Origin of the sequence: Acinetobacter sp. V102_4 (genome assembly GCF_031799005.1) — a bacterium.
GTDB classification, from domain to species: Bacteria; Pseudomonadota; Gammaproteobacteria; order Pseudomonadales; family Moraxellaceae; genus Acinetobacter; species Acinetobacter calcoaceticus.
Map to the genome: position 1 here is coordinate 134,284 of NZ_JAVQNR010000049.1, position 25,798 is coordinate 160,081.

The 25,798-nt window shown below is 36.2% G+C and carries 32 protein-coding genes and 1 tRNA gene; 21 read left to right on the top strand and 12 right to left on the bottom strand.

Translation table 11 applies throughout. The annotated features are described in order from the left end of the window. Positions 1 to 16: 16 nt before the first annotated feature. Complete coding sequence (locus RMB13_RS14085; protein WP_080592898.1) at positions 17 to 217, bottom strand: heavy-metal-associated domain-containing protein; 201 nt, start codon at positions 215 to 217, stop codon at positions 17 to 19. A gap of 166 nt (positions 218 to 383) precedes the next feature. Between RMB13_RS14085 and RMB13_RS14090 the strand changes: the two genes are divergently transcribed. The 3 genes from RMB13_RS14090 to RMB13_RS14100 all read left to right on the top strand — a co-directional run bounded on the left by RMB13_RS14090 (position 384) and on the right by RMB13_RS14100 (position 3,768). Further along, positions 384 to 2,855 (top strand): heavy metal translocating P-type ATPase, encoded by a 2,472-nt coding sequence (locus RMB13_RS14090; protein WP_311085537.1) that lies wholly within the window; start codon positions 384 to 386, stop codon positions 2,853 to 2,855. A 75-nt stretch (positions 2,856 to 2,930) separates the two neighbouring features. Next, positions 2,931 to 3,332: a Cu(I)-responsive transcriptional regulator gene (cueR, locus tag RMB13_RS14095; protein ID WP_005048061.1), complete on the top strand. Its 402-nt coding sequence runs from the start codon at positions 2,931 to 2,933 to the stop codon at positions 3,330 to 3,332. 28 nt (positions 3,333 to 3,360) lie between these two features. Beyond that, on the top strand, positions 3,361 to 3,768 hold the full coding sequence (locus RMB13_RS14100) for a GFA family protein (RefSeq protein WP_311085538.1): 408 nt from the start codon (positions 3,361 to 3,363) through the stop codon (positions 3,766 to 3,768). Between the two features lie 666 nt (positions 3,769 to 4,434). On the opposite strand, the gene RMB13_RS14105 is transcribed toward RMB13_RS14100, so the two are convergent. Further along, entirely contained in the window at positions 4,435 to 4,785 is a 351-nt protein-coding gene (locus RMB13_RS14105; RefSeq protein WP_017390238.1) for a four-helix bundle copper-binding protein, read from the bottom strand. 487 nt (positions 4,786 to 5,272) lie between these two features. Continuing rightward, complete coding sequence (locus RMB13_RS14110) at positions 5,273 to 5,605, bottom strand: hypothetical protein (RefSeq protein WP_311085539.1); 333 nt, start codon at positions 5,603 to 5,605, stop codon at positions 5,273 to 5,275. Positions 5,606 to 6,047: 442 nt separating this feature from the next. Here RMB13_RS14110 and RMB13_RS14115 point away from each other — a divergent pair, with 442 nt between their 5' ends. Together RMB13_RS14115 and RMB13_RS14120 are read left to right on the top strand one after the other, a co-directional pair. Further along, on the top strand, positions 6,048 to 6,641 hold the full coding sequence (locus tag RMB13_RS14115; RefSeq protein ID WP_017390240.1) for a LysE family translocator: 594 nt from the start codon (positions 6,048 to 6,050) through the stop codon (positions 6,639 to 6,641). 48 nt (positions 6,642 to 6,689) lie between these two features. Then, the gene (locus RMB13_RS14120; RefSeq protein ID WP_017390241.1) at positions 6,690 to 6,908 is read left to right on the top strand and encodes a hypothetical protein; all 219 of its coding nucleotides are present in this window, start codon (positions 6,690 to 6,692) and stop codon (positions 6,906 to 6,908) included. Positions 6,909 to 7,164: 256 nt separating this feature from the next. Here the strand turns inward: RMB13_RS14120 and xseB are convergent, their stop codons facing one another. Both xseB and xseA read right to left on the bottom strand, forming a co-directional pair. Further along, a complete protein-coding gene (xseB, locus tag RMB13_RS14125; RefSeq protein WP_003652614.1) occupies positions 7,165 to 7,359 on the bottom strand; it encodes an exodeoxyribonuclease VII small subunit in 195 nt (64 codons plus the stop codon). Beyond that, the gene (gene xseA / locus RMB13_RS14130) at positions 7,349 to 8,614 is read right to left on the bottom strand and encodes an exodeoxyribonuclease VII large subunit (protein ID WP_311085540.1); all 1,266 of its coding nucleotides are present in this window, start codon (positions 8,612 to 8,614) and stop codon (positions 7,349 to 7,351) included. The genes xseB and xseA overlap by 11 nt, the downstream gene beginning before the upstream one ends. 254 nt (positions 8,615 to 8,868) lie before the next feature. Here xseA and RMB13_RS14135 point away from each other — a divergent pair. Together RMB13_RS14135 and RMB13_RS14140 are read left to right on the top strand one after the other, a co-directional pair. Then, positions 8,869 to 8,945 (top strand) — tRNA-Met (locus tag RMB13_RS14135). Positions 8,946 to 9,118: 173 nt separating this feature from the next. Further along, a complete protein-coding gene (locus RMB13_RS14140) occupies positions 9,119 to 9,352 on the top strand; it encodes a hypothetical protein (RefSeq protein ID WP_017389051.1) in 234 nt (77 codons plus the stop codon). A gap of 150 nt (positions 9,353 to 9,502) precedes the next feature. Here the strand turns inward: RMB13_RS14140 and RMB13_RS14145 are convergent, their stop codons facing one another. Continuing rightward, complete coding sequence (locus RMB13_RS14145) at positions 9,503 to 10,174, bottom strand: LexA family transcriptional regulator (RefSeq protein WP_311085541.1); 672 nt, start codon at positions 10,172 to 10,174, stop codon at positions 9,503 to 9,505. Between the two features lie 673 nt (positions 10,175 to 10,847). On the opposite strand from RMB13_RS14145, the gene RMB13_RS14150 reads away from it, so the two are divergent. From RMB13_RS14150 to RMB13_RS14160, 3 genes are all read left to right on the top strand, one after another. Then, positions 10,848 to 11,102 (top strand): hypothetical protein, encoded by a 255-nt coding sequence (locus RMB13_RS14150; RefSeq protein ID WP_017390244.1) that lies wholly within the window; start codon positions 10,848 to 10,850, stop codon positions 11,100 to 11,102. A gap of 209 nt (positions 11,103 to 11,311) precedes the next feature. Further along, positions 11,312 to 11,701: a hypothetical protein gene (locus RMB13_RS14155; RefSeq protein ID WP_003652608.1), complete on the top strand. Its 390-nt coding sequence runs from the start codon at positions 11,312 to 11,314 to the stop codon at positions 11,699 to 11,701. A gap of 30 nt (positions 11,702 to 11,731) precedes the next feature. Then, positions 11,732 to 12,277, top strand: a complete 546-nt coding sequence (locus RMB13_RS14160; protein WP_311085542.1) for a glycosyl hydrolase 108 family protein — start codon at positions 11,732 to 11,734, stop codon at positions 12,275 to 12,277. 97 nt (positions 12,278 to 12,374) lie between these two features. On the opposite strand, the gene RMB13_RS14165 is transcribed toward RMB13_RS14160, so the two are convergent. Further along, a complete protein-coding gene (locus tag RMB13_RS14165; RefSeq protein WP_017390247.1) occupies positions 12,375 to 12,992 on the bottom strand; it encodes a LysE family translocator in 618 nt (205 codons plus the stop codon). Between the two features lie 257 nt (positions 12,993 to 13,249). On the opposite strand from RMB13_RS14165, the gene RMB13_RS14170 reads away from it, so the two are divergent. The 4 genes from RMB13_RS14170 (at position 13,250) to RMB13_RS14185 (ending at position 16,381) form a co-directional block, all read left to right on the top strand. Further along, positions 13,250 to 14,182, top strand: a complete 933-nt coding sequence (locus RMB13_RS14170) for a lauroyl acyltransferase (protein ID WP_017390248.1) — start codon at positions 13,250 to 13,252, stop codon at positions 14,180 to 14,182. A gap of 344 nt (positions 14,183 to 14,526) precedes the next feature. Continuing rightward, on the top strand, positions 14,527 to 14,742 hold the full coding sequence (locus tag RMB13_RS14175; RefSeq protein ID WP_003652601.1) for a cold-shock protein: 216 nt from the start codon (positions 14,527 to 14,529) through the stop codon (positions 14,740 to 14,742). A 220-nt stretch (positions 14,743 to 14,962) separates the two neighbouring features. Continuing rightward, positions 14,963 to 15,187 carry a hypothetical protein gene (locus RMB13_RS14180; RefSeq protein WP_017390249.1) on the top strand — a complete coding sequence of 75 codons (225 nt, stop codon included), beginning with the start codon at positions 14,963 to 14,965 and terminating at the stop codon, positions 15,185 to 15,187. Between the two features lie 384 nt (positions 15,188 to 15,571). Then, positions 15,572 to 16,381, top strand: coding sequence for a pyrroline-5-carboxylate reductase dimerization domain-containing protein (locus RMB13_RS14185; RefSeq protein WP_311075215.1), 810 nt, complete (start codon positions 15,572 to 15,574; stop codon positions 16,379 to 16,381). A gap of 15 nt (positions 16,382 to 16,396) precedes the next feature. On the opposite strand, the gene RMB13_RS14190 is transcribed toward RMB13_RS14185, so the two are convergent. From RMB13_RS14190 to RMB13_RS14200, 3 genes are all read right to left on the bottom strand, one after another. After that, positions 16,397 to 16,513, bottom strand: a complete 117-nt coding sequence (locus RMB13_RS14190; RefSeq protein WP_004793556.1) for a hypothetical protein — start codon at positions 16,511 to 16,513, stop codon at positions 16,397 to 16,399. Between the two features lie 178 nt (positions 16,514 to 16,691). Next, positions 16,692 to 17,177: an Lrp/AsnC family transcriptional regulator gene (locus tag RMB13_RS14195; protein ID WP_034677787.1), complete on the bottom strand. Its 486-nt coding sequence runs from the start codon at positions 17,175 to 17,177 to the stop codon at positions 16,692 to 16,694. Positions 17,178 to 17,410: 233 nt separating this feature from the next. Beyond that, positions 17,411 to 18,085 carry an HAD-IA family hydrolase gene (locus RMB13_RS14200; protein ID WP_311085543.1) on the bottom strand — a complete coding sequence of 225 codons (675 nt, stop codon included), beginning with the start codon at positions 18,083 to 18,085 and terminating at the stop codon, positions 17,411 to 17,413. A 197-nt stretch (positions 18,086 to 18,282) separates the two neighbouring features. Between RMB13_RS14200 and RMB13_RS14205 the strand changes: the two genes are divergently transcribed. The 3 genes from RMB13_RS14205 to RMB13_RS14215 all read left to right on the top strand — a co-directional run bounded on the left by RMB13_RS14205 (position 18,283) and on the right by RMB13_RS14215 (position 21,006). Beyond that, complete coding sequence (locus RMB13_RS14205) at positions 18,283 to 19,050, top strand: methyltransferase domain-containing protein (protein ID WP_311085544.1); 768 nt, start codon at positions 18,283 to 18,285, stop codon at positions 19,048 to 19,050. A 283-nt stretch (positions 19,051 to 19,333) separates the two neighbouring features. Continuing rightward, on the top strand, positions 19,334 to 19,672 hold the full coding sequence (locus RMB13_RS14210; RefSeq protein ID WP_132071115.1) for a hypothetical protein: 339 nt from the start codon (positions 19,334 to 19,336) through the stop codon (positions 19,670 to 19,672). Between the two features lie 779 nt (positions 19,673 to 20,451). Further along, complete coding sequence (locus RMB13_RS14215) at positions 20,452 to 21,006, top strand: TetR/AcrR family transcriptional regulator (protein WP_311085545.1); 555 nt, start codon at positions 20,452 to 20,454, stop codon at positions 21,004 to 21,006. Between the two features lie 66 nt (positions 21,007 to 21,072). Here the strand turns inward: RMB13_RS14215 and RMB13_RS14220 are convergent, their stop codons facing one another. Together RMB13_RS14220 and RMB13_RS14230 are read right to left on the bottom strand one after the other, a co-directional pair. Beyond that, the gene (locus RMB13_RS14220; protein WP_311085546.1) at positions 21,073 to 22,017 is read right to left on the bottom strand and encodes a metal-dependent hydrolase; all 945 of its coding nucleotides are present in this window, start codon (positions 22,015 to 22,017) and stop codon (positions 21,073 to 21,075) included. 283 nt (positions 22,018 to 22,300) lie between these two features. Continuing rightward, entirely contained in the window at positions 22,301 to 22,534 is a 234-nt protein-coding gene (locus RMB13_RS14230; RefSeq protein ID WP_005041820.1) for a DUF2171 domain-containing protein, read from the bottom strand. 249 nt (positions 22,535 to 22,783) lie between these two features. Here RMB13_RS14230 and RMB13_RS14235 point away from each other — a divergent pair, with 249 nt between their 5' ends. The 4 genes from RMB13_RS14235 to RMB13_RS14250 are packed head-to-tail and all read left to right on the top strand — an operon-like array spanning position 22,784 to position 25,794. Continuing rightward, positions 22,784 to 23,797: an acyl-CoA dehydrogenase gene (locus RMB13_RS14235; protein ID WP_311085547.1), complete on the top strand. Its 1,014-nt coding sequence runs from the start codon at positions 22,784 to 22,786 to the stop codon at positions 23,795 to 23,797. After that, a complete protein-coding gene (locus RMB13_RS14240; RefSeq protein ID WP_311085548.1) occupies positions 23,785 to 24,579 on the top strand; it encodes a PIG-L family deacetylase in 795 nt (264 codons plus the stop codon). The genes RMB13_RS14235 and RMB13_RS14240 overlap by 13 nt, the downstream gene beginning before the upstream one ends. Continuing rightward, complete coding sequence (locus tag RMB13_RS14245) at positions 24,554 to 25,153, top strand: class I SAM-dependent methyltransferase (RefSeq protein ID WP_311085549.1); 600 nt, start codon at positions 24,554 to 24,556, stop codon at positions 25,151 to 25,153. Before RMB13_RS14240 ends, RMB13_RS14245 begins: the two co-directional genes overlap by 26 nt. Continuing rightward, positions 25,150 to 25,794, top strand: a complete 645-nt coding sequence (locus RMB13_RS14250) for a glycosyltransferase family 2 protein (RefSeq protein ID WP_311085550.1) — start codon at positions 25,150 to 25,152, stop codon at positions 25,792 to 25,794. The genes RMB13_RS14245 and RMB13_RS14250 overlap by 4 nt, the downstream gene beginning before the upstream one ends. Positions 25,795 to 25,798: the final 4 nt, after the last annotated feature.

Below are 25,798 nucleotides of genomic sequence, written 5' to 3' on the forward strand. Positions count from 1 at the left end.
TGCGTTATGCAAATTCTTACTGCACTTGAGCTGGAAAACCATCTTCATCCAGCGCTTCGGTAATTTTTTCGACACTTTCACTGGTTTCTACAGTTACGATTTTGGTCGCTAAATCTACATCTACTTTTGCATTTGGGTCGACATCTTGAATAGTTGCTGTCACACCACGCGCGCAGCCGCCACAAGTCATATTTTCAATAAGTAGTTTCATGTTCATACTCCATCAAGAATGAGATGTTTGTTTAGATAACACTGAGTCTAAACCTTGTCATGATTGTAAGGTCAAGACCAATTTTTTAAAAAAATATGCTTGACCTTCCCATGATGGGAATCTGTATGCTCAATACAGAATATTAAATTTTGCAGATTTGCAGAGGTGTTTGATGGACTCAAAAAACACAAAATTGCCAGCATATAGTGAAACACTACCAATCGAAGGTATGACCTGTGCCTCGTGTGTAGGTCGTGTCGAAAAAGCACTTAAGAAAGTTGAAAATGTAGAAATTGCTAACGTTAATTTGGCAACAGAAAAAGCTGTTGTTTATTCAAATCAACCGATTCAGCGTGAAGCACTGGTTAAAGCAGTTGAACGAGCGGGTTATGATGTTCCCAAAGCTGCACCAGTGGAGCTGTCTATTGAGGGCATGACCTGTGCATCTTGTGTTGCGCGTGTTGAAAAAGCCCTTAAAAAAGTAGACGGCGTGCAAGAAGCGACAGTTAACTTAGCCACAGAGCAGGCTTGGGTGCAGGCAGATGCATCAGTCAATGTTGAAGACCTGATTCGTGCTGTTAAAAAAGCAGGTTACGACGCCAAAGCATCTGAAAAAAATCAAGATGAGCAGCTCGATAAAAAAGCTTCAGAGTTAGATCAGCTTAAAAAAGATTTGATCATCTCGATTGTTTTGGCCTTACCTGTGTTTATTTTGGAAATGGGTTCACATCTAATTCCAGCTTTTCACATGTGGGTCATGCACACGATTGGTCAATACAATAGCTGGCTTTTACAGTTTGTTTTGACAACACTAGTCTTGGTTTTTCCCGGTCGCCGTTTTTACCAAAAAGGTATTCCAGCCCTATGGCGTTTAGCACCAGATATGAACTCTCTGGTGGCTGTTGGAACCTTGGCTGCCTATAGTTTTTCTGTTGTAGCAACCTTCATGCCGCATGTGTTACCCCAAGGCACAGTCAATGTTTACTTTGAAGCGGCTGCTGTGATTGTCAGTCTAATTTTGCTCGGGCGATATTTCGAAGCAAAAGCTAAAGGACGTACTTCACAAGCTATTCAGCATTTAGTGGGAATGCAGCCTAAAACAGCCCGTATTCAGCGTGATGGTCAAGTGGTGGAAGTTGCTGTTGCCGAAGTGGTCAGTGGAACTATTGTAGAAATTCGTCCGGGTGAACGTGTACCTGTCGATGGGGAAGTAGTTGAAGGACACAGCTATATTGATGAATCTATGATTACGGGTGAGCCTGTTCCTGTTGAAAAAATAGTGGGGCAGCAAGTGGTTGGTGGTACGGTCAACCAGAACGGTACTCTAAACATTCGGGCAACCGCAGTAGGTAGCTCCTCTGTGCTTTCACAAATTATTCGCATGGTTGAGCAAGCCCAAGGCTCTAAACTTCCGATTCAGGGTTTGGTCGATAAAGTCACCATGTGGTTTGTGCCAGCGGTGATGCTCATTGCTGCAATTACTTTCTTGGTCTGGTTTATCTTTGGGCCAGAACCTGCGTTAACTTTTGGTTTGGTCAACGCCGTTGCAGTACTGATTATTGCTTGCCCTTGTGCGATGGGACTTGCAACACCAACTTCTATTATGGTCGGTACTGGACGTGGTGCTGAGCTAGGGGTTCTGTTCCGTAAAGGCGAAGCTTTGCAGCTTTTACAAGAAGCGCAGGTGGTTGCCGTTGATAAAACTGGAACGCTCACTGAAGGCAAACCCACGTTGACAGACTTTAATGTGCAACAAGGTTTTGAACGTGAGCGAGTACTTACTTTGGTTGCCTCGGTTGAAGCCAAATCTGAACACCCAATTGCTTTAGCCATTGTTCAGGCAGCAGAGAGTGAGGGGCTAACTTTATTACCAGTAACAGCATTTAACTCGATTACAGGTTCAGGTATTGAAGCTGAAGTGTCAGGTCAAAAAGTACAAATTGGTGCAGACCGTTATATGCACCAACTTGGTTTAGATACCAACTCATTTCAAGCGATTGCTGCACAGTTGGGTGAAGAGGGTAAAACGCCGCTTTATGTTGCTATCGACCAGCAACTTGCTGCGATTATTGCCGTGGCAGACCCAATTAAAGAAACAACCTATGCTGCGATTGAGGCCTTACATCAGTTAGGTCTAAAGGTTGCCATGATTACAGGGGACAACCGTCATACGGCGAAAGCGATTGCTAAAAAACTTAATATTGATGAAGTTGTGGCAGAGGTTTTACCCGAAGGTAAAGTGGACACAGTTCGCCAACTGCAAAAACAATATGGTCGTTTGGCCTTTGTAGGGGATGGCATTAATGATGCACCTGCTTTGGCGCAAGCAGATGTCGGCTTAGCGATTGGTACCGGAACAGATGTTGCTATTGAAGCTGCTGATGTTGTGCTTATGTCAGGTAGTTTAAAAGGTGTGCCGAACGCAATTGCTTTAAGTAAAGCCACCATGCGAAACATACGCCAAAACTTGTTCTGGGCATTTGTATATAACGTTGCACTTATTCCAATTGCGGCAGGCGCATTATATCCAGCATTTGGCGTGCTACTTTCACCTATGTTTGCAGCAGGAGCGATGGCACTTTCTTCAGTTTTTGTTTTAGGAAATGCATTACGCTTAAAACGTTTTCATGCGCCAGTACAGTGAGCGTGCTGAAACTCATCTTTTGGTTTAAGATCATAACAGCAGGTCTTAAACCAAATTCAATATTTGAGGTGTGAGATGAATATCGGTCAGGCATCTAAACAGTCTGGTATTTCAGCGAAAATGATTCGCTACTATGAAGAAATCGGTTTACTTGAAGCCGCTCAGCGCTCAGCTTCGGGCTATCGTATTTACTCAGAAACTGACCTAAAGACTTTAAACTTCTTAAAACATGCCAGAGAGTTAGGTTTTTCATCCGAACAAATGAAAGAGCTGATTTCGCTTTGGAAAAATACCGATCGGCATAGTGCAGAGGTGAAAGCTTTAACCGTAAAACATATTGCCGAATTAAAACAGAAAATTGCGCATTTACAAGAAATGGTTAATATCTTGCAGGCATCAGCCGATGATTGCTGTGGTAACCAGCAAGCTTCTTGTGCGATCTTAGATCACATTGAAAAAGGTGTGGGTGTAAGCTAAGTTCCATTAAAATAAAAAAGGAAAAATCATGGCTTATACAGCTTCTTGTCTTTGTGGTGGCGTTCAACTCAGCATTAATTCCGAATTAGAACCCATCATGGTTTGTCATTGTAAACAATGCCAAAAAGCCCAAGGTGCTGCTTTTGCTGCCATTACTCAAGTACAAAAAAGTGATTTAAAAGTTGTGCAGGGTGAAAACCTGTTACAGGCTTATTTTGCATCGCCTAATAAAAAGAGAGTGTTTTGTAAAACCTGTGGTTCACCGATCTGGAGTGAACGTTTAGATAAGCCTGATGTAGTACGTTTAAGGGTAGGGCTCATTAATGAAGAAATATCGACATCTGTCATTTCTCATGCTTTTGTGTCTTCAAAAGTGAAGTGGTATCCAATTTGCGATAGTGCTCGCCAATATCCAAATGGGGTGGAAAACCCTTAAATATTAGGGTTGGATTGTATTTTATTCATTTGTAAAAAAACGTGAACAAGACTAGTCATGAATAAATAATGTGCTATAATTGTACTTAAGGTAATCGTAATATCTCCTCGATCCACAGGGAAACTTGGGACAGGGCAAAAGATACGATAAGACCTTACATATAGCTAGCAAAGAGCATGTAAGAGATGGATAGACACAAATCTTAGATTGCTCACCGTTGCAGAAAAGCCCGTGAAACGGGCTTTTTTAATGCCTGTAAAAAAGCTATTTATTGGATTATCACGCCATAAATAAAGTTTTTATGAATCTACTTTTGTCTGTTTCTTCTTCAGCAAATAAAACTCTGAAGAAATAATAAAATATTTTAAACATACAGACTGTTCTGTATTGCAATTTAATTTATTTATAGGTACATTTACTTAACGGTTTAAAGTTCAAGTTTAATAATGGACTCATGGTCGTTGTGGGAGATCTAAGAGCCTGCATTCTTCCCCAAGATGCGGGTTTTTTTTATGCCTAAAGAAAAGTTATTATTAACCTCTCTTAAATAAAAAAGATAAATTATTAGTTTTTAATATCTTAAGTCATTAAGTTTTTTAGAAATTTTCTTACCATATATAGCCTAATTATAAGTCAGCTATATAAACTTCCTTATGCGTTACGCGACTATGCACGATAGGCTTGACACGCTTGAGCACAAGCTAGGCATGCTTTAGCACAAATTTGGCAGTGCTCATGTTCATGTTTGCTGCATTCTGCTGCACAAAGTTGACATGCATGGGCACATAATGGCATCGCTTGTTCAGCTAACTCAGAATGCCTTAACTCTAAAGAAGTACATAACTGACAGGTTTCTATACAAGTCAGACAGTGTTTAATACACTCGCGCATCATATGTTCTTCTTGCAAACAGGCAGCTGCACAGGTTTTACAAGCAATCATACATTCTACGCAGGCTTGAATTGAGCTAGAGGCTTGGCAAAATAATGAATTATTTGCTTCTTGATTGATTTGCATACGAATTCTCCTATTCCAAAAGTTTTTATTAAAAAATGGAATATTGTTATGTTTTTCTATTTTATAGATCATTTTTCAAACAATGGGCATTTGAGATGAAAGGGGTACAAATACCCACTACATAATTAACCTCGTAGTAGAATGTTACATCCAGTTTTTAGCTTAAAAGCGCTTATTTCTTGATGATAAGAAGTATCAATAAAATTTAAGGATTGTGTTAAATTTAATTGCATATAATACTTTTGGCTAATTTCTTATTGTGTGAATATTAGGCAAATTAGGAATGTGAACTTTGAAGGACACGAAATGGAAAACGTTAATCAATACGCTCACGGAGCTGAGCATGAAGTCCACATCCATTGCAAACGATCATTAAGCACATTAATACTGAGTATGTTCGTATTAATTACAACTGGTCGTTAAAAGAAAAAGCACCCGAGGGTGCTTTTTCTATATTTGAATCTAACAACGGGTTGAATGAAAGAGTTTATGAAGACCCTACAAACCCACGACGTTTTTTGTAGGCTTGGCGGTCATAAGACGGAATATTGGATTGTTGCAGATCAATAGCTAACTGTTTTTTACGTTGAAACTGCACCTCACTTAAAAGCGCAGCATAGATTTTGGGACGATCAGTTTTAAACTTGTCTACATCTAATGGAATCTTATCTTCATTCTTGACAATGTACAGCACAGAACCATTGCCATTCGTTTCATAAACCGTCCAACCCAGCCGCACAGTATAGAGGCCAGTTTTTGGATTTTTACCTAAGTAAGATTTAAAACCATCGGGATGAGGGCGAACATAAGCATTCATCATGCATCCTCCATCATTTGATTTATTTGATGAAAGCGACAATCAATGAATTGATGGGGAGTGAGACATCATATTCAGTAAAATCACGATTTCTAATTGTTTATATATTGTTCAATTTTAAAATTTCAAGTGAGGCAAAAAGCTGCTATTTACTCAGTTATATAAAGTTCAAAATATTAAAAAACAGCAGATTTTTTGAGTAAAAAATTCTCAAGTTAATGTGGTAGAGGCTTGTAATAATAGCTCATTATTCTCTATTTATGTGATCGATTTTGCACATTTAAAATTATTTAAATCGTAAGTGAATTTACAGTCGGTTTGAGTTAATTATTTGTTTTAACATTAATTAATTTAATTTTAATATTTCTTGTTACAACCATTTTGTCGACAATAGATGCTCATTTTTGACATATTTCGCCTAGCATAATTAAAGAGTTCGTTGCCTATGGTGTCATTTCTGTTTATTGGACTAGTGGTCACCATTTTGTTGACTCCAGGCCCCACAAACACATTGTTAGCCTCGGCTGGAATACAGGCAGGGGTGAAGCAGTCTCTTAAACTTATTCCTGCTGAAGTGATGGGTTATCTCATTGCAATTACTTCATGGGGTGTTTTGCTTGAGTCAGTTTCACATTTAATCCCTTGGCTTCCTGCCTTATTAAAGTTAATAAGTGCAACTTTCATTCTCTACATTGCATTTAAACTTTGGGTAACATCAACAAATGACATCAAATTAGACAACCCACTTATTACGCCTAAGGCTTTATTTGTCGCAACACTTTTAAATCCTAAAGCTTTACTCTTTGCTTCTGCTATTTTTCCACATGCAGCATGGGAAGTGCTTCACGTTTATTTTGTGCATATTGCTATTTTTTTATCATTAATTACACCCATTGCATTTTTATGGATTGCTTTTGGAACCGTATTAATTTCAAACAAAGTAACTTGGTTAAACCAACGTAATTTACAACGTACGGCTGCATTTATTTTAACTTTTTTTGCTATGCCAATCGGCTATTCAGCGATTAGCTCATTTTAGATTTAACCCATTATTAGTATTAAAAATTTTAATTTTTAGGAGATTTTTATGAAAAGATTAAAAGTAATTATTAAGGACCAGTTTAACCAAGAAATCATTGCTTTGGCAAAAGTTAGACCTATGAACGACCACGCCCTTGAGCTTCATAAAAGCGTTGAACATATTGAAATTGATGATGACATTATTTTACCCAATATGGATTTACTCTATGAAAATCCTAAAGACGGGAAAATTTATCAATTAATTGGACCATTCAACGAGGAATAGCCTTTAAAGCATGTTTGAAAATGACCAAAATTGGAATGTGTGTGTAGGATGATCTTAATCGAAGGATTTTTAGTTAAGAAATGCTGAAAATAAAGTCAAACTAACGTAATAGACACAATTAAAATATTGAAGATCCCAAATAGTTGTGGGACCATGCTTTTTGTAAAAGTGTGACCTAATCCACACTTTTACATTTCAGGACTAAGTGGTTTTCACTAAGCCCATTCCTTCAATGAGAAGTAGGAATGGGCTTTTTTTATTCTTTAAATGTTTCATCTAAAGCTTGTTGAACTGCTTCAATGCGCGATTTACAAGCTTTATAGGCAGTAATCGATTCTTCAACAATTTTCATTAAATTATCAATATCTGGGCTTTCTTGAGACTCAAGTAATTCGGCATTTTTCTTCAAAATGTCATGGCCATCCTTAAACGTTAACTCTTTATTCTTCATTTGGAATTACCTGTGTAATGTTGGCTTCAATCACACCATCTTGCATTTCAATGGCAAGGGCTGGGTTTGAAATTTGATGTATAGAACGAATTGCTTTTCCTTCTGATCTAACAATCGCATAACCTTTGGCTTGAACCTGTTTCGGGTTTTGCAAAAGGACTTCTTTCATTAAAGATTCGATTTGGGCTAATGAAAATTTAACCTGTTGCTGTGAACTAAACTGAATACGTTCTTTCATCTGGTCAAGCAGATAATGCCCCGAGTTAAGTTGACTTTGTGCTGAAGATTTAATGTGGTGAAGCAGTTGCTCATTCTTGCTTTGATAGGTCGTGATTTGATGCTGCGAAAGGAGCTTAATGGTTTGCAGACTATCTACCGCTTCTTGTACGCGTTCAACAATATGGTTACGAATACCAGCAATCACTTTACTTGGCGTATCGAATGAACGATGGGCGATTTCATCAAGAATGGTACTGTCTTTTTCATGACCAATGCCGACCCAAATGGGTACAGTGCGTTTGCAGAGCAGAGCGGCAAGTTCATAATCATTCAAATAGGCTAAATCATTAACAGATCCACCGCCACGAATAATTACAATCAAGTCCGGCGGAAATGTAAATGTGCTGGCCCATTGCCGTAAACCTATACCTAAAGACTCGATTAAGCTGGTTGCGGCTGTATTTCCTTGAAAAGTAGCGGTCTGATACACAAAATGGCAAACACCATTTCTTTCTAGCGCATCGGCATCTTTTTTAAAGTCACCTAAGCCCGCAGCATTTTGAGGCGCAATTACTAAAACATTTTGAATATCAAAAGGAGTGGAGAGGAGTTTGTTCTTATGAATTAAACCTTCTTGAGTGAGTCGTTCAATAATTTGCTGATAACGTTTAGCAATTTCACCTAAGGTAAAACTTGAGTCAATCTCTTCAATATTGACTGAAAATCCATATTGAGGATCAAAACGTGCGCGAATTTTTATGAGAACATTTAAGTCACTTGAAATCTCAATACCAGTTTCACGTTCAAACTTTAAAACAATTTTACTTGCCGAAAATTTCCAGATTGTGGCCTTACAACTTGCAATGACCTTATCGGTATCTGCATCTTTTTCTGCAAGCTCTAAATAGTAGTGACCGCCTTTAATATTTAAATTTCGAATTTCTGCTTTTACCCAAACTGGCTCATCAAAAGCCAAACGTATGACTTCCTGAACTGTGCCGAGATATTCACTAAGGGAAAACTGAGGTTCAGACATACGAACTAAACATTAAAAGACCAACTTAGATAGTATAAAAGCCATCCAACCAAGGCAATTGCTGTCTGTGAATTTAGGGTTCTGTTTAAAATAAATACAACAATTCAAAAGATTAAATTTAAATTTAGGTTGTTCATCATTAGTTAATTCAAAATATAAAATTAATTAAAAAAGATAAAACTGATGAATTACAACATATTAAAAAATAAAGTTTGCTTTATAAAATATATAAGCGTATAAAGCTTACTTCCAATTGCGGGGTGGAGCAGTCTGGTAGCTCGTCGGGCTCATAACCCGAAGGTCGTTGGTTCAAATCCGACCCCCGCAACCAAAATATTATGCTCTGTGATGTACCACTTTTCATAATGCAAAAATTATGAAAAGCATTAGCTTATAAATAACCCTATATCAAGCTAAATATTAAATTCTAGACTGACTGTCCATACCTTAAATCTAGCGTTCTAATTAAATACCGTTAAATCACATGAGCTCAGTGATGAGTGAATGATTGTGAATATAGTAAATGAGTGGCAAATTGCCACAGCCGTAAATGGCAATGAAATTAATGTGAGAGTGGTTCCTCACGTGCGTAAGCAAAACTCTCAAGATGGTTATCGTTGGGTCGAAGTTGGTAAGAAAATTCAACTTCAAACTGGTGAAGAAATCGAGTTGAACCAAGATGGTAAAAGCTTTTATGCTGCATTTAACCAGCTTTATCGTTTAAGTACGTATTGCTAATAAAATGTTTAGCTCTCAAGCTAAAAACCTATCTCTTTTAATGGAGATAGGTTTTTTTATATCTATACGATTTATAAATAATTAAAGTTATAAAAAGGCAAGGTATATTAAATCGATAGAATTATTCTTTTAATTATATTTATAACTAAATTAACCTGCTCGCCAGAATTGACGGCCCATGACTTTAAAGTTCTTTCCATTTTCTTCGGTTACACGTCGGTCTCTAAACTTTTCATTTAAACTGTGCAAAATTAAAGAGCCATCTGCTTCTTTAAAAATCTGCTTAATCATTCCTTCCCCAGCAAAGTAAACCGCATAAATCTCGCCATCAATGACTTCAGTCTGAGAGATATCAATGCCGACTAAATCTCCATCTTTAATGTAATCGGTCATGCTATCGCCTTTAGCTTTGATAATACGCATGCACTCTTGAGCAACTCGTTTTTCTTTAAAAAATGATGCTGGAAAAGGAATTTTTCCATTAATTGCATCGAAGTGAAACTCGATAGATTCACCCGTACCACAAGAAAAGCTAGCTTCTACAACTTCAACCCAGACATATTGATCGGTGGATTCAGCACTCACAACAGTAGGGCTAAATACATCACTTTCTCTAAAAGAATCTTCAGTATTTCCGGTCGTTAGCCAATAACCATCTACACCCAAAAATTGGGCAATTAATGGAAGAAACGCTGATTTCAAATTTTTCCCTGACTCTAAAGCTTGATAGGCAGGCTGAGACATCTTGACTGCTTCTGCTACTTCAGCCTGAGTTTTTTTCGCTTTAACCCTTGAGTCTTTTAAACGGTCTTTAAGAGCCATAACGGTTACACCTGCAAACTTATAACAAATATATAACTTAAGTTATATCGAGTAAAACAACTATAGTTATTGACTAATAATAACTATAGTTATAATATCAGTTATATCTTAAGATGAATAGATAAAGTTTTAGTAGTGTTTAAGTCTCTATTTATTGGTTTATCAACGTGTTGAGATGAAAGCTAAATTTATTTTGTTTTTATAGGAGGCAAAATAAAAGGGAGATAGCTCAATTATGATGTGCAGATAGGCTATCAAAACAAAAATTGGAATAAAAAAAAGCCCGATTCCGTGGATCAGGCTTAATGTTCGTCGATAAAGGGTATCAAGAACATGAAGAATTTAACAAAGATTGTGAGTCGTAACAAAAGTTTCCGATATACGGCAAAGCCTTATTTGAACTTTTTGGTCAAAAAAATAAAGTCCGAAAAGGCTTAAAACTAAGAGCTTTAATACTTTTTTACAATTTCAGAAAAGGAAATATCTATTTTTAAATTAATGCTTTAAACGCATATTGTTTGGTTCTATATGTTTGTTGTACCAGTTGAAACGTTTCGAACACACATTTGTAGCCATAGCTTAGCTATATTGCTCAAAGAATGCGTCAAAACTTCAAGAATAACAAACGATAAAGATGCCTTATTAAACGAGTAAGTTGAGTTGGAGATAGTGAATGACTACAGCAATGCAGAACAGAGCTAAACAACTTAAAAATGCAAAACGTGGAGGGTATGTCCCAACAATTGCAAAAGATATAAACAAACTTAAGGTACAAAAAATAAAAAGGGCACTTGAAGAGGCGAAGCAAATTGCAAGTGAGCTTGAAGATGAAGCGTTCGAATTCGACGATCAAGTCTCTATGCAAAAAGCGATAGGTGCAATCACCGTGATTGAGTTGATTGAACAAGCCTTAAACAGTGCACACTAACCAGCTTTAGCACACAAACATTCTTTCTTGGGCCCTGAAATTAAGCGGGTCAAGGTAAGTTCGTCTTGCAATTTAGCGCCGCATTAAAGCGTTAGTGTTTTTTATTGACTGTAATAAAGAAAACTAAGGGTATTTATAAAACCTGAAAAACAACAAGCTGGTCATGGTGATGGATTTTCAAGTTTTACCCTTTAAAGCAGGACAAGATTATGAAAACAGTTCCAATGAATGGATTAGCCACATTTTTAAATTTTTATAGCATTGCAATTATGGTGGCTTTAGCAGTCAGCTTAGTTGTCGCAGTCGTGTTAATGATGCGTTTCCCTCGTTCACCGCAGGAATGGATTGTTGGGCTGATCTGTACAGTGGTTTCAAGCTTAACAGGTGGCTCATTTATTATCATGAAATGGAATTTACAAGAATGGGTGTTGGATATTTGGGGAATGATCACACTTTGTGGATTCTTCTTTATTTGCGGTTTGCCTGGTTGGGCTATTGTGAGATGGATATTTAACTTCATCAATAAACAAGAAGGTAAAACGATTGTGGAAGTTATGAAAGACTTAAAAAAAGCGAAAGATGATCTGCAAAATAGCTAAAAACAGTATTAATCATATAGGTAAAATAAAATGAATATCGACCAGTACTTAGAAGCAATTATAAACAGAGAAGGTGGGTACGTTAACCATCCATCAGATCATGGTCATGCCACCAAATTTGGCATTACAGAAGCGGTGGCCCGATCACAAGGCTATCAAGGCAATATGCAGGATTTAACATTAGCTGTGGCTAAATCTATTTATAAGAAACAATATTGGTTTGAACCCCAATTTGACCAGATCAATGAGATTAGCCCGACTATTGCAGAAGAGTTATTTGATACAGGCGTCAATTGTGGCGTCAATTTTGCAAAACCCTTGTTGCAGCGTGCTTTAAATTTGCTGAATAAGCAGGGAAAAGAAGGTTGGCCAAATCTTGCTTTAGATGGTCAGTATGGTCCTCTCACTTTTCAAGCTCTTAGAGGTTATTTGAACAGGCGTCATAAAGAAGGAGAAACGGTATTGGTACGCGTTTTAAATATTATGCAAGGGCAGCACTATATCGAAATTACAGAGAAGAACCCAAATTATGAAGACTTCTTTTATGGTTGGATTTTAAACAGGGTATCGTTGTAAAAATTGTAATTAGATAAAAATATGCTCAATCATCGAAATGCTTTAAAAGCCTAAACATGAGTTAAGGCTTTTAAAGCATAATTCTTAAAGTAATGATTTATTGTGCGATGAGTAAGATCGCAAGAAGAAAGAAAATAGCCCCACTGATTTTATTGAGTATAGAAAAATTATTTCCAGCCAACATCTTTTCTTTAAAAATTGAAGAGAAGTTTGCATAGACCAAATGAATTAAAAAACCAATCAAACAAAAGGTTAAAGATAGAACTAAAAACTGATTTAAAATTTCTTTCTTTATATCGATAAATTGAGGGAAAAGAGCAATAAAAAATACGATTGTTTTTGGGTTAAGCAAAGATGCGAGTAGACCCTGATAAAATAGTTTAGATTTGCTGACATTTTTATCACTTTGCTGATCTGTGATTAAATCTTGTGATGGGATTTTTTTGCTAAAGTTTTTATATCCGAGATACATTAAATAAAATGCACCAATAAATTTTAAAACCGTAAAAATAGTAGGGTTACTCGTAATAATAAGACCTACACCACTGGCGGAAATTACAGCAATTACAAACATACCAATAATTAAGCCGCTAATACCGAATAAAGCGGTTTTAACACCATAATTGATTGAATTTGTGACAGTAAATAAAACACCGGGGCCGGGGCTTAATAGGGTAAGGAATGCAATTGTTATAAAAACTAAAAGACCGCTCACGCTGATATATCCTATTTATCAATTGAGACAAAATTATGCGATTACTTTAAATGAGAAAATAATTTATGTATACAGAAGGTTATGTATATTTAAAATAAATAAATTAAATATTAAAATTTGAAAGTTTCGAAATAAAATATGCATTTATATAAATAGATAATGTATTTAAAAGCATAGCAGTTGTTGCAACATAAACATACAACCCTGATAAGTAGGCGTGTTAGTATGCTAAGTCTATACCTCAAGAAATATACAGTATGACGAAAAAAGAACGGCAGTTTAAATCTGGCGAATTTCAATTTTCCTTTTTATCGTTTAAATATTGGGGTCTATGGGTTTTAGCTTTTATTTTAATGTTATTCGCAATGTTACCTTGGGCTATTCAATGGCGTCTCGCCGATTTTCTTTCAAAAATAGCATGGAAATCTTTAGGTTCAAGAAGAAAAACAACACTACGTAATTTAGAAGCATGCTTTCCTGAAAAAACACCTATGCAAATTGAAGTGAAAGCCAAACAGGTTTTTGTAGATACTTTAACGGGTGTATTTGAAGCTTTAAATGCTTGGTATAGTCCAAACTGGTTTAAAAACCGTGTTCATATAGATGGATTAGAGAATTTAACCAACAATCAGGAAAATGGCGTACTTTTACTAGGCACTCATAGCACCCTTTTAGATGCAGGCGGAGCTGCGTGTACCTTATTTTTTAATATGGACGTGGTTTACCGACCTCAAAACAATCCCTTTTTAGATTTTCTGATTCATCGTAGCCGCGCAAGAGTGTATAAAAACCAGATTGCTCGAGACAACATGCGTGGACTTATCCAAAACCTTAAACATGGTCATGCCATATGGTATAGCCCAGATCAGGATTTTGGCTTAAAGCAAGGTGTAATGGCATCATTCTTCGGGGTACAGGCAGCTACTGTCACAGCTCACCGTAGACTTATGGATATCTCAAAAGCAGCAGCAGTGCCTTTATACTTTTACAGAAGTGGCAATATTAGAAATCCTCAATATCATGTTCTCGTTGAACCTAAATTAGAGAATTTTCCAAGTGGGTGTGAAGTTAGTGATGCTGAAAGAGTAAATAAAATTATTGAGAATCAAATTCGTATCGCACCAACGCAATACATGTGGTTCCATCGACGTTTTAAGACGCGCCCAGCTGGTGAAAAGAAATTCTATTGATGGTCTTATGGGGAAATAAAAAAGGTACTTCTTTCGATTAAAATGAAACAAAATTTGACTTTTAATTGAAAGGAATCTTAATTAAATCAATATGAAAGACGAAGGGCGAGAGGTATAGAATTTTTCTTGCTTTAATTATTTTGAATATCGATTGCAAATGCTTCTGAAGCGTGTATTATCGAGCATAACTAACAAAATATTCTTGTCATCATAAATTTCTATTTGCGCAGTTTTATTTATAATCCTTCGGTTTTTTCAGATATTTAAGTTTTGACGTCTATTTTTTAGTTAAATTGGTTTCCCCAATAATAAGTTATAATATTTTAAGATTTAGGATATAACATATGTCTACTACTACTGGTACAGTAAAATGGTTCAATGAAACTAAAGGTTTTGGTTTTATTGTGACTGATGAAGGTAAAGATATTTTTGCTCATTTTACCGATATTCAAACACCTGGTTTTAAAGTTCTCTTGGAAGGTCAACGTGTTGAGTTTACTGTAGTACAGGGTAAAAAAGGCCCGCAAGCTTCAAATATTGTGATTGTTCAAAACTCATAAATAAATAGAGCGTTTAATTGATTTAAATATATTATTTAAATAAAATATGTTTGAGTCTAAAACATTTTATTAGAGTTGAAAAAGCCCACTTTATATTTTGTGGGTTTTTTATAAGTTTTAATTCAACTTATATTTGAAAAAAAGAAGTATAAAAATACTCTTATAAAAGGGTTTTAAAATTTTATGTTATAACATAACTAATTAGGTGTATGGTATTAAAATGGATATTTGTATCGGCGGTATTTTTGACGGTCAAAAAATAGAAAACAATAATGATTTCTTTAAGGTTGAAGAGCATTATTCAGATCATAGTTCTAAATATATTAAACAGCACTTCCACTTGTTTGGACAAATTTTTACTTTCTGGGTTTGTGAAGATGTTGATTTAACCCAAGCAATAAGCAAAGCCGAGAGAATTTTAAAGAAGAAAAGAGAAAACATTTAGCTAATAAATCACAATACATCTGCTACGGTCTGTTAATTTAAATATTTTATTATTTAATGTAAGATATTTTATTAGTAGCTTAATTGAAGATAGCTTTTGAAAGTAAATATTTCATTTATATGGTATTAGATCGTTATTTACAATAGTTTGGTAGTAGTTACAGACTTTAACAATTTCTGTGTGGGATTTGCTATATATAGTTATACATTAGGCATAAGCTAAAGTTGTTTTATTTATTGCGCAAATAAAACAAACCCACTTAAATATTATTTATTTGAGTGGGTTCTTTATTCAAAAACAGTTATTCATTATTTCAGCGTTCATAATTAAATTATAGATAATATTTATTCTTATAGTCTACCTTAAGAAAGGAAAACATTTTAAATGGTAAATGCAGTACAACCTAATATTTGTTTTGTTGGTAGTAGTAATTTGGCGTTAGCCTTAATAGGAGGCTTGGTTTTAAAAGGTTTTAAAAAAGAAAAGATACATCTTATTGAAGATAAAAAAATTAGTGATACAAATACATTGAAGCAAAAGGAAAATAGTTTAAAAAAAGCGGATATTGTTATCTTATTATTGGAACCTAAAAACTTAAAAGGAATGCTTGAGCCTTTTAAAAAACATCTAGCACCTAAAGTCATTATTTCTATGATGGCGGGGATTGATATTGCAAAATTATCAACGATTACTGGCTCAAAAAAAGTTGTTCGTGTAATTTCAAATCCACCTGTGCTTACGCATACGGGTACTCACGTGCTCATTGCTTCTGAGCAAATGGACCAGCTCGATAAAGATGTCATCGAAATGCTGTACTCTGCAACGGGGCAGACTTTCTGGGCAGCTTCGGAAACACAAACTGACGCAATTATTGCATTATCGGGCTCAGGGCCGGCTTACTTTTTTTATATTTTAGATAGCATGATTAAGACGGGCGTTTCATTAGGGCTCGACAAACAGTTTGCCTTAGATCTAGCACTTCAAGCAGCGAGTGGCGCAGTTGAAATGATCCGTAAAACCAATGTGCCGCCTGCGGATTTATGTGGAAAGGTTACTTTGGCGAATGGCATTACAGAATCTGCTTTACGCATGTTCGATTTAGGCAATGTATCTGATGATATACGTTTAGCTATGAAAGCCGCATATCATCGTAGCAAAGAAATTACTTCAGAAATTATTTCTGAGATTGGTTAACTCTTCTTTAGCAAACTAGGCCTTTAAAAAGTATTCCCAAATAATGAAACCTAAGCCAAACCCAATAAAAGAGTAGAGAGTAATAATAAAGAATACAAAACTGGCCTTATTTTTTTTCTTCAAAATGTTCATGGCGATGCCTCCAATTCAGATTAATTTTATTATGGAGATGAGGAGGCTGTAATCATAGATACAGAATTTTTTAAAAAAAATATAACAGAGTCTAAATCTGTTATGGTCTAAACCGCTTAACTTAATAAAAATTTTAGAATCAATATTTTAAGTCGATGTACTATAGGCGCTACATCTTTTATTCAATTAACATTAAATCGGCTGTATTTGCAGATTTAAGAGGGCGTAGGGCAAAGGTTGAGCGTGTGTGTCGAATACCTTTAATTGAATAGAGTTTTTTTCGTAAAAAACGTTCGTAATGCTCCGCATCTTTTACGGCTACTTTGACCAAATAATCATAGTCACCTGTAACCAGATGAGCTTCTACAACTTCAGGTATATCTGCTAATGCTTCGCTGAAATTCTCTAACATTTCATCATCATGGCGCTCTAAAGTAATTTCTATAAAAAATACCTCATGAATGCCAATCGCTTTAGGGTTCACGTTTACCGTATAGCCTTCAATAATTTTTAAAGTTTCCAGACGTTTTAGTCGTGTCCAGCATGGAGAAGATGAAAGACCGACTTCTTCAGCTAATTGAGCAACGGTTAAACGGCCATTGCCACGTAAAGCAGATAAAATTTTCCGATCTATACGATCTAGTGTGTATTCTGTTCTGTTCAAAATATAAACCAAAGAAGAATCTTCTGATAAAATTAAATATACTTCATTTTTATGCTGCCATCATTTAAAAAAAGCAAAAAATACAGGAAACATTTTGAGCTAAAGGTACATACACTATTTCTATGCATTGAACCTTTCTGGATAGGGGTTGTGATGGAGCAAAGAGCACTGTTTCAGTAAGGGTGACTAAACAGTGCTCTTTGCGGATTTCATATGAGAACAAATATCCTTCTCTAAAGAATGAAACTCTCTAATTTATTAATTGCTGTTTCTAGCTGATCATAATGATTAATTTTTTTATCTGCTAAAGGAGAGTAGATAGAAGGATCTGGGTGGAAAAAGATAGTTTTCATTCCAGCTTTGTGAGCACCTTCAATATCGACTTTAGGGTTATCTCCTACAAAAATGCATTCATTAGGAATGTAGCCAAGCTCTTTACACGCATATTCAAATATTCGTCTATCTGGTTTCCGTATGCCTATGGCCTCTGAAACGATAATTGTAGAAAAAAACTCGTTGATACCCAGTGCATAAAAGTTATTTTCTTGAAACGGGGATTTGCCATTAGAAACTAAGCCTAATTTATATCCTTTGTTGTAAAGATTTTGAATTGTTTCAGGAACTCTTTCAAATGAAGAGGAAAACTTATTAAAGTCATTAACGTAGGATTCAAGTAATGTCTCGACGTTAAAAGATTTGATATTAAAATCTTCAAGTAATTGGGAATAAACCAAGTCTTTCCAAACACTTCCATTGTTATCTAATTCAATAAATCTGGCGATAAAATCTTGCTTATTCTGTTGTGGCACTAGTTGAAAAAAGTTTACTTGCCATTCGACAAATTTTATTAATGAGGTATTTCTGTCAAGTAGAGTTTGATCTAAATCAAATAAAATAGCTTTTGGCATTTTCTACTTTTATAAAATTTTTAGATAAAGCCAGTATAGCTGTCTATTGTATTTAAGGATTTTAAAATTTTGTGATTACTGTGTATTAAAATAAATTAAATAATAACTTTTATTTATCAATTGAAGAAAAACTAATCATTATTTTTTATCTAACTTTTCCTTTATGGTGATTTCATTGCATAGAAGGAAGCAAGGTTATGATCACCCAGCATGATATAAATCAAAAACAATATCAAAATAAGTCCCTCGACTATTTGAATAGCCAAGCTCATTCTGAAGGAATTGAATTTAATAAATTTATTAATGAAATTCAGAAAATTGAAAAGGCTATCGTTCTTGATTTAGGCTGTGGTGGTGGCCATGTCTCTTATAATGTTGCTCCGCATGCAGACCTTGTTTTTGCTTACGATTTATCTCATGAAATGTTAGACACTGTGTCTAAGGCTGCCAGCCAACGAAAATTAAAAAACATCTTTGTGCAGCAGGGCATTGCTGAAGATATGCCTTTTAGTGATCATCAGTTTGACGTGGTCATTAGCCGATATTCTGCTCATCACTGGCAACATGTTCCTAGCGCAATGAAAGAAGTAAACCGTGTTCTTAAGCCTGACGGCATTGTTATTTTTGTAGACATTATTAGTTCTAGCTCGCCGATATTAGATACGTTTTTACAGACGATCGAAACTATTCGAGATCCGAGTCATGTACGGAACTATAGTGTGAAAGAATGGGTTTATTTTATCGAAGATGCGGGCTTTGACTTGGTTGGCTTAGATAAACAAACGCTCTCGTTAGACTTTGATAGTTGGGTGAAGCGTATGAAAACACCTGAAGATCAAATTAAAACTTTACGCTATTTGCAGGAAGGTTCATCTGACCTCGTTAAGAAATATTTCAAAATTCAAAATGACGGTAGCTTTGAAAGCCATGTGGGTTATTTTGTTTTTAAGAAATTAGGGTTTTAAGTGGTGTAATAAGTAAGGGTTTTAGTAGATAAAAAATGAATTAAATGTCACTAGAACTCTTTTATTGAATAGCTTGGATTATATTAAAGATGGGTATAAAACAAATCTAATATCATTTATTTGATAAAACTTAATCACACAATTTTTATAAGGTGATTAAGTATTCAAAAGAGGAGAGGATTTATTTAATTTTCTTTTTATTAATAGACACTTATAAATAATTATTATTTAATACGCGCGCAACATTACCACTAATACTTTTAATAACTTTGTCGGGGAAATAATGCGTAATATTTTAGTAACGGTTTTCACTTTATTGGTAGGAACATCAATTTATGCTGGTCAAGAACCTAAAAGTCTTGTAGGGCAAACACACTGCGAGAAAACAGTAGAACTACATGGTTTTTTAAGCCGTGCTCAACTTGATTGTAATTATCACTATTCTTCACAAGAATTAATTCATGAAGCAGAAAAATGCACTAAACATGAGTTAGGTGATAAATACGGTAGAGAAGTCATGAGATTCGGCATGAACCAATTTGAAGAACGCAAGAAAGAGGATTTAAAAGGCCAATTATGTAGTCGGGTTTTAAAAGAGTTTCCAAACTATATTAGAAAATAAAATAAGGTTTTAAAAACCTCTTCTAGCAAGCCGATAGAATGGATTTAATTGTTCATTTTATCGGTGTATCACCATATATAATTCGCTAATTAAACTAGAAAATAAACTTTAAGAAGCCATCCAATGTCGAGTAAATTTTTAAGTTTGACTCATATTTAAAAGTTTCAAAAAAACTAAATCTTCCGTATTGGATTAATAAACCCTTTTACTAAAATTATTTTAAAGCTTTATTTCTAGCCAATATCACATTGACACCTAAAACCCCTCCGATTATGCTTTGCGTGCTGGCCTACATCGCCAGTCGACTTTGACAGGTCGGATAGCCAACGCACACGAAAAAGTCTTTCTTTTTTGTGGGCATCCCTGCGTGCCCCCTCTACGGTGGAACGGGAGGGGGACACCTTCGGGTGTGCTGATCTTTTGGCTATCAGTCTGTCAACCTTCTCTCGTTTCACCACCATTATTTGACAGTAATGTGGTGAAGCTTCTTTATAGCCAAAGGAGTTCGCTCATGCGTACTAATTCTTCTCAATTTTTGGCCTTTGCCAAAGTCTCTCTAACCATACCGCCCAACTGGTCTTTAAAACGGTTTAACCGACTCTAGGTTTTCTACAACCTTAGCTCGTTACGACTAAAAAATCATAGCAACAATAAAACCTGAGATAGCTTAGGCACATTTTTGTGCTGCTTTTGCATGCCTGTTTTTAGCACTCATTTTAAGAGTGACGGCATTTCTATCTCTTTTAGATACAACAAAAAATTATTTAAATGGTATACCTATGCCAAATTTAGAATCTTCATTTAGAGCACTCAGAGTGCTTCACACCGCAAAAGACTTATTTAATCAATATGGGTTTCATAAGGTCGGAGTCGACCAAATTATTGCGGAAGCCAAAGTTGCCAAAGCTACTTTTTACAACGACTTTCACTCAAAAGCACGACTCATCGAGATGTGTCTCACTTTTCAAAAAGACGCGCTCAAAGACAAGGTATTTTCAATTTCTAATTCTTACCGTGAACAAATGGTGCTTGATAAACTTAAGGAGATTTATTTTCTACATGCCGACTTAAATGGCTTTTATCATTTGCCATTTAAGGCAATTTTTGAAATTGAAAAGCTCTATCCGGTTGCCTATAAAGTCGTGGTTGATTATAGAAACTGGTTCATTGGTGAAATCCATAAGTTGCTTTTAACCTTAAAATCTACGGCTTCACTCCAAGACGCTTACATGTTTTTATTTATGATTGATGGAGCAATGGTCCAGCTTTTAGGTGAAAATGGGGTAGATGAGAGCGCACGGCTGTTGGATTATTTCTTTTTAAACTTTGTCTAATTGTTAAAACTTAAATAGAAAAAAGCCTCTCATTAAGGAGGCTTTTTCTTTGAAAGAAATAAGTGCTTAGCTTAATGTCGCAGGTTTTGCAGAATGAGTCATTTGTTCAAAGTATTGGACCGCAGGTGAACGAGCCATATAAGCCAAAGCTTGTTCAGTGTCACCTTCATGAATTGGGTTAAATTTTGGAGAAACCCATCTTAAAGTCGCTTTCCATAAATATTTAATGGTCGGTAGGTTGTCTGAGCGAGTAGCAGTTTTTTCAAACTCGCGAATGAAATTAAAGAAGCCACGACGCATCAATTTTTGAATGTCTTCGTGCTCTAAATCCTGCTTGCCTAGACTACGTGCAAAATCAGCAAGGAAGTAAATAAACAGTGGGAAAATAGCGGCCATAATCACTTGGCGCGACACATAAAAACCCAACTTGTTTGTTAAAAGGTGCTGAAATAAATCGTAAGCAACACAGCGGTGTTCAACTTCTTCGGCAAGGTGCCAACGGAATAAATCTGCCATTGCAGGGTCGGCGCTATCCCAAGACTTACTATCAAGTGTCCACTGACCAATAGTTCCCGTAAAGTGCTCAATTGCAGCAATAACACCTACTCGGAAAAGTAACCAATATTCTTCAAGTTTTTTGCCTTTCACAAGCGGCAGACCAAAAGGTTTATCGCCCAATAAAATATTAAAAACAAAATGGGCACGGTTGAGTGGATCTTGAATGTCATAGCCATTTTCACGTAAGAAGTCCTGTGCTTTTTCATGCGCACGTGCATGAGCAGCTTCTTGGCGGACAAAGCCTACTACTTCTTGTTTCAATGTTTCATCGGTAATGTAGGGAAGGGTTTTATTAAACACTCGGCAGAACCAGAACTCGCCAGCCGGCAAAAGCATATTGATACCATTTGCTACATGTGAGCATAACGGATCATTCGGCATCCAGCAGATAGATGACTCTGCGAAATCAAAATATACTTTTCGAGCTTTAAGCTGATGATTCCCTGTGATCATATACGTCACCCTATTCATAATTATTCATTTAATGCGAATGCACAATTTTTAGCATTAAGTAAAATCGATCACCATGTGCTTAAGGGACAAAAACATCTTACAAAAGGCTTATAGAGATAAAAAAGGTCTAAGTGAGAGGTTCGGTCCATAAAAAAGGCTCCTTTATTAAAAGGAGCCTTCATTTTTATAATCTAGGCTTTAAATTCTTTAAGCCTATTCATTTTTATAAGCTAAAACTTTTTATTATAAAGCTTACGGTAAGTAACTCGCCGTGCTTAAAAGCCTAGATTGCTTGCCATTGATCTTTAACTTCTTCTGAATTTTTATTAAGTATGACTTGGTTTTCTTTCACTTCCCCAATCCACGCAGTAGGAATGAGATGATGTTGACCACTTTCGTCTCGAGTCAGCTTTAATTGATTTTCACCATCGAGATGGTCGACTGTTCCTACTTTAGTACCGCAAGAAGCAATAACATCTGCGTGTTTTTGAATGTCAGTAATATTTAAAGTATTCATTTTAGACCTCTTCTTTGAAAATAGAAAAACGGTAGAAACTAAATTACTTTAAATAATGAGCTAAATGTTGAATTTTTAATAAACCTTACAGGATCGGTTTATAAACTCACTTAATGAATATATTTGAGTAACAATGAAATAATTAGATATAAAACTAATAATAATTATCTTTTTATTACAATTAATGTGTTTATTTAAACAGAAGTATTTAGATATGGTTAAATCAAGTCTTATAAATAATTATTTGCAATGAATATTAAAATATCTATAAATATGACGATATTGAGCATCTTGAGTGAATTTGAATCTGCCTTAGCTGAAGATAAAAGTAAGCTTCGTATAGATTTACTTTCTCAATTGGTAAATTTAGCCAAAAATTTACCTTATCCAGCTTCGGGCCACACCTATCAGCGTTGGCAACTTTTTGCTCAGATTGCTGGGTCAGATTTAAGTTTGGCTAAACTATTTGAGTCTCATTGCGATGCCTTAAGTATTTTAAATGAATTGGGCTATCAAGAAGAAATAGATGACCAGATTTGGGCGGTTTGGGCAGCAGACGGTGGACCAGCTCCATTACAAATAAAAGATAATCTTTGTAATGGCATAAAACCTTGGTGCTCCAGTGCGGAGTTTATCCAAAAAGCCTTAATGAGTTATAAAGACCGGCAAGGGCAAGCACAGCTTTGTATTGTTAACTTAGAACATCCTTCAATTACTACCGATTTGAGCCACTGGCATGCAGTCGGAATGCACGCCACGCAGACAGCTAGAGTCACTTTTGCAAATACGCCTGTAAAACCGATAGGTCATCCAAACAGTTATTTAGAACGTCCAAGGTTTTGGCATGGTGCGGCTGGAGTCGCTGCTTGTTGGTACGGTGCCGCTGTGCGTTTAGCCAGCTTTTTGCAGGAAAGTTGTCAGGCAAATCCTAACCCTTTTAAGAAATTTTACTTAGGAGAGTTAGCTCAACAATTAGCGATCACCAAGCAATATTTTCAATACATTGCTGAACTGATTGACCATCAACCATTGCTGAGTCATGAGCGGGAAATACGGATATTGCGTGCCCAAACTGAACAATGCTGTCAAAGTGTGATTGAACGAGTAGGGAAAGCCTTAGGTGCTCGGCCTTTTTGTGAAGATGCGACTTTCGCTCAGCTCATGGCTGACTTGCCTGTGTTCATGCGACAAAGTCATGCCGCTTTTGACTATGAACAAATTGCAGAACTCTGTTTATCGGAGCAAAGCTTATGGGAACTTTAAAACATCCTTTGGTAGAAGACCGCGTTATTTTTGGTGAGGGTACGTCCAAAGAGCAATGGTTAAAGGCATTTAAAGAACAACCTTTAGCACCTTTAAATCTTGAGTTATTTCGCTCTAAAAGGGTGGTGATTGTTGCTCCACATCCTGATGATGAAGTGCTCGGTTGTGGCGGTCTAATGCAGCAACTTATCGCACTGAATTGTAAGATTTTAATTTTAGCTGTGACTAACGGCACACAAAGTCATCCTAACTCGACAAAATATCCTCCAGATCAGCTCAATATTCTTCGTCCGCAAGAAAGCTTGGCAGCCTTAAAGTGTTTAGGGGCAGCAGAGTCAACCGAACGGGCAGAGCTTAATTTGTTAGATGGTCAGATCCATTTTCAAACCCATCAACTTTGGCAGAGTTTAGAGCAGACCGTGCAAGCTGACGATATTCTGATTTGTAGTTATGCACTTGATGGTCACCCAGACCATGAAGCGGTAGGTAAAACAGTACAAGCTTATGCAAACGCTAAGCAACTACTATGTTTACACGTATTAATATGGGCTTGGCATTGGGCAGAGCCTTTAGACCCACGAATTGATTGGCATCGCGCAAAAGCGTACCACTTAACCGAAGAACAATTAACTAAAAAACATCAAGCAATTTTGCAGTTTAAAACCCAACTTAAAGCAGATGAAACCACAGGGAATGCTGCGGTTCTCTCTTCAAGTGCTATTAAACGTCTTTTAATGCCTTATGAGGTGTATTTGAGTGATTCATTCTCGCATGTACTTTGAAGATTTATATCGTCATAACAGTGATCCATGGGGCTATGACTCACACTGGTATGAAGCCCGTAAAAGGCAAATTTGTCTCGCGCTGCTCACAAGACCTCGCTACCCAAAAGTGTTAGAAGTGGGCTGTTCAAATGGACATTTAAGTTTTCATTTGGCGCAAAGAGCTGAGGAGTTAGTGTGTATAGATGTCTCTGAGAGCGCAGTTCAATTGGCTTCCGAGCGTTTACAAGAGTTTGAGCATGTTGTTGTTGAGAATAGAAAAATACCAGAAGACTACTCAATTCAAAAATTTGATCTGATTTTAATTAGTGAGATGGCCTATTACTTGTCGGCAAACGAATTGCATCAGTTTATTGAAATGTTAAAGCATAGTTTAAATGATGACGGTGAAATTCTGTGTTGCCATTGGCGTCATGAAATTCAAGATTTTGAATTAAACGCAGAACAAGTCCATCAAGCTTTTCAGCAACATTTCCCATTTCATCATTATCTAAGCTTGAACGACCCAGATTTTATGATAGATGTTTGGACGGCGAACACTTCCTCTTTAGCGCAGCAGGAAAAACTAAGATGAAAATAGGTATCGTCATTCCAGCACATAACGAAGAGCAATATCTATCTGCCTGCCTGCAATCGATTCAGGTTGCCATAGATAATATTAGCGGTTATGACGTAGAGGTCATTGTTGTACTTGATAACTGTACAGATCAGTCGCGACTCATTGCACAAAGCTATCAAATCAATTGGATTGAGTGTGGTTATGCATGTGTAGGAAAAGCACGAGATTTAGGTATTCGCCATTTAATTGGGCGTGGAGTAACATGGATTGCGTGTACGGATGCAGACACGGTGGTTAGTCCTGATTGGCTGCGCTATCAAATAGAGCATCAACCAACAGATGCAATTTGCGGTACTGTGACCTTAGATGACTTGAGCCATCTATCGATATCCAAACGGCAGAAATACTTGGCACATTATAAAGATCAGATGGATCATGCACATATTCATGGGGCAAATTTAAGTTTTAGTGCGGAAGTCTATCTTTTGGTAGGAGGCTTTGAGCCTATTTCATGTCATGAAGATGTATCTTTAATCAAAAAATTGATCAAGCATTGTTGCAATATTACTTGGAGTAATCTGGTTAGAGTGACAACGAGTAGTCGGCTAAATGGGCGGGCACCTCAGGGTTTATCGTACTTTTTAAATAATCTCTAATAAC

Excerpts from the sequence above, each read along its gene's own strand:
- RMB13_RS14085 (WP_080592898.1), bottom strand. The coding sequence starts at position 217 with ATGAACATGAAACTACTTATTGAAAATATGACTTGTGGCGGCTGCGCG.
- RMB13_RS14090 (WP_311085537.1), top strand. The coding sequence starts at position 384 with ATGGACTCAAAAAACACAAAATTGCCAGCATATAGTGAAACACTACCA.
- cueR (WP_005048061.1), top strand. The coding sequence starts at position 2,931 with ATGAATATCGGTCAGGCATCTAAACAGTCTGGTATTTCAGCGAAAATG.
- RMB13_RS14100 (WP_311085538.1), top strand. The coding sequence starts at position 3,361 with ATGGCTTATACAGCTTCTTGTCTTTGTGGTGGCGTTCAACTCAGCATT.
- RMB13_RS14105 (WP_017390238.1), bottom strand. The coding sequence starts at position 4,785 with ATGCAAATCAATCAAGAAGCAAATAATTCATTATTTTGCCAAGCCTCT.
- RMB13_RS14110 (WP_311085539.1), bottom strand. The coding sequence starts at position 5,605 with ATGATGAATGCTTATGTTCGCCCTCATCCCGATGGTTTTAAATCTTAC.
- RMB13_RS14115 (WP_017390240.1), top strand. The coding sequence starts at position 6,048 with ATGGTGTCATTTCTGTTTATTGGACTAGTGGTCACCATTTTGTTGACT.
- RMB13_RS14120 (WP_017390241.1), top strand. The coding sequence starts at position 6,690 with ATGAAAAGATTAAAAGTAATTATTAAGGACCAGTTTAACCAAGAAATC.
- xseB (WP_003652614.1), bottom strand. The coding sequence starts at position 7,359 with ATGAAGAATAAAGAGTTAACGTTTAAGGATGGCCATGACATTTTGAAG.
- xseA (WP_311085540.1), bottom strand. The coding sequence starts at position 8,614 with ATGTCTGAACCTCAGTTTTCCCTTAGTGAATATCTCGGCACAGTTCAG.
- RMB13_RS14140 (WP_017389051.1), top strand. The coding sequence starts at position 9,119 with ATGATTGTGAATATAGTAAATGAGTGGCAAATTGCCACAGCCGTAAAT.
- RMB13_RS14145 (WP_311085541.1), bottom strand. The coding sequence starts at position 10,174 with ATGGCTCTTAAAGACCGTTTAAAAGACTCAAGGGTTAAAGCGAAAAAA.
- RMB13_RS14150 (WP_017390244.1), top strand. The coding sequence starts at position 10,848 with ATGACTACAGCAATGCAGAACAGAGCTAAACAACTTAAAAATGCAAAA.
- RMB13_RS14155 (WP_003652608.1), top strand. The coding sequence starts at position 11,312 with ATGAAAACAGTTCCAATGAATGGATTAGCCACATTTTTAAATTTTTAT.
- RMB13_RS14160 (WP_311085542.1), top strand. The coding sequence starts at position 11,732 with ATGAATATCGACCAGTACTTAGAAGCAATTATAAACAGAGAAGGTGGG.
- RMB13_RS14170 (WP_017390248.1), top strand. The coding sequence starts at position 13,250 with ATGACGAAAAAAGAACGGCAGTTTAAATCTGGCGAATTTCAATTTTCC.
- RMB13_RS14175 (WP_003652601.1), top strand. The coding sequence starts at position 14,527 with ATGTCTACTACTACTGGTACAGTAAAATGGTTCAATGAAACTAAAGGT.
- RMB13_RS14180 (WP_017390249.1), top strand. The coding sequence starts at position 14,963 with ATGGATATTTGTATCGGCGGTATTTTTGACGGTCAAAAAATAGAAAAC.
- RMB13_RS14185 (WP_311075215.1), top strand. The coding sequence starts at position 15,572 with ATGGTAAATGCAGTACAACCTAATATTTGTTTTGTTGGTAGTAGTAAT.
- RMB13_RS14190 (WP_004793556.1), bottom strand. The coding sequence starts at position 16,513 with ATGAACATTTTGAAGAAAAAAAATAAGGCCAGTTTTGTATTCTTTATT.
- RMB13_RS14200 (WP_311085543.1), bottom strand. The coding sequence starts at position 18,085 with ATGCCAAAAGCTATTTTATTTGATTTAGATCAAACTCTACTTGACAGA.
- RMB13_RS14205 (WP_311085544.1), top strand. The coding sequence starts at position 18,283 with ATGATCACCCAGCATGATATAAATCAAAAACAATATCAAAATAAGTCC.
- RMB13_RS14210 (WP_132071115.1), top strand. The coding sequence starts at position 19,334 with ATGCGTAATATTTTAGTAACGGTTTTCACTTTATTGGTAGGAACATCA.
- RMB13_RS14215 (WP_311085545.1), top strand. The coding sequence starts at position 20,452 with ATGCCAAATTTAGAATCTTCATTTAGAGCACTCAGAGTGCTTCACACC.
- RMB13_RS14220 (WP_311085546.1), bottom strand. The coding sequence starts at position 22,017 with ATGATCACAGGGAATCATCAGCTTAAAGCTCGAAAAGTATATTTTGAT.
- RMB13_RS14230 (WP_005041820.1), bottom strand. The coding sequence starts at position 22,534 with ATGAATACTTTAAATATTACTGACATTCAAAAACACGCAGATGTTATT.
- RMB13_RS14235 (WP_311085547.1), top strand. The coding sequence starts at position 22,784 with ATGAATATTAAAATATCTATAAATATGACGATATTGAGCATCTTGAGT.
- RMB13_RS14240 (WP_311085548.1), top strand. The coding sequence starts at position 23,785 with ATGGGAACTTTAAAACATCCTTTGGTAGAAGACCGCGTTATTTTTGGT.
- RMB13_RS14250 (WP_311085550.1), top strand. The coding sequence starts at position 25,150 with ATGAAAATAGGTATCGTCATTCCAGCACATAACGAAGAGCAATATCTA.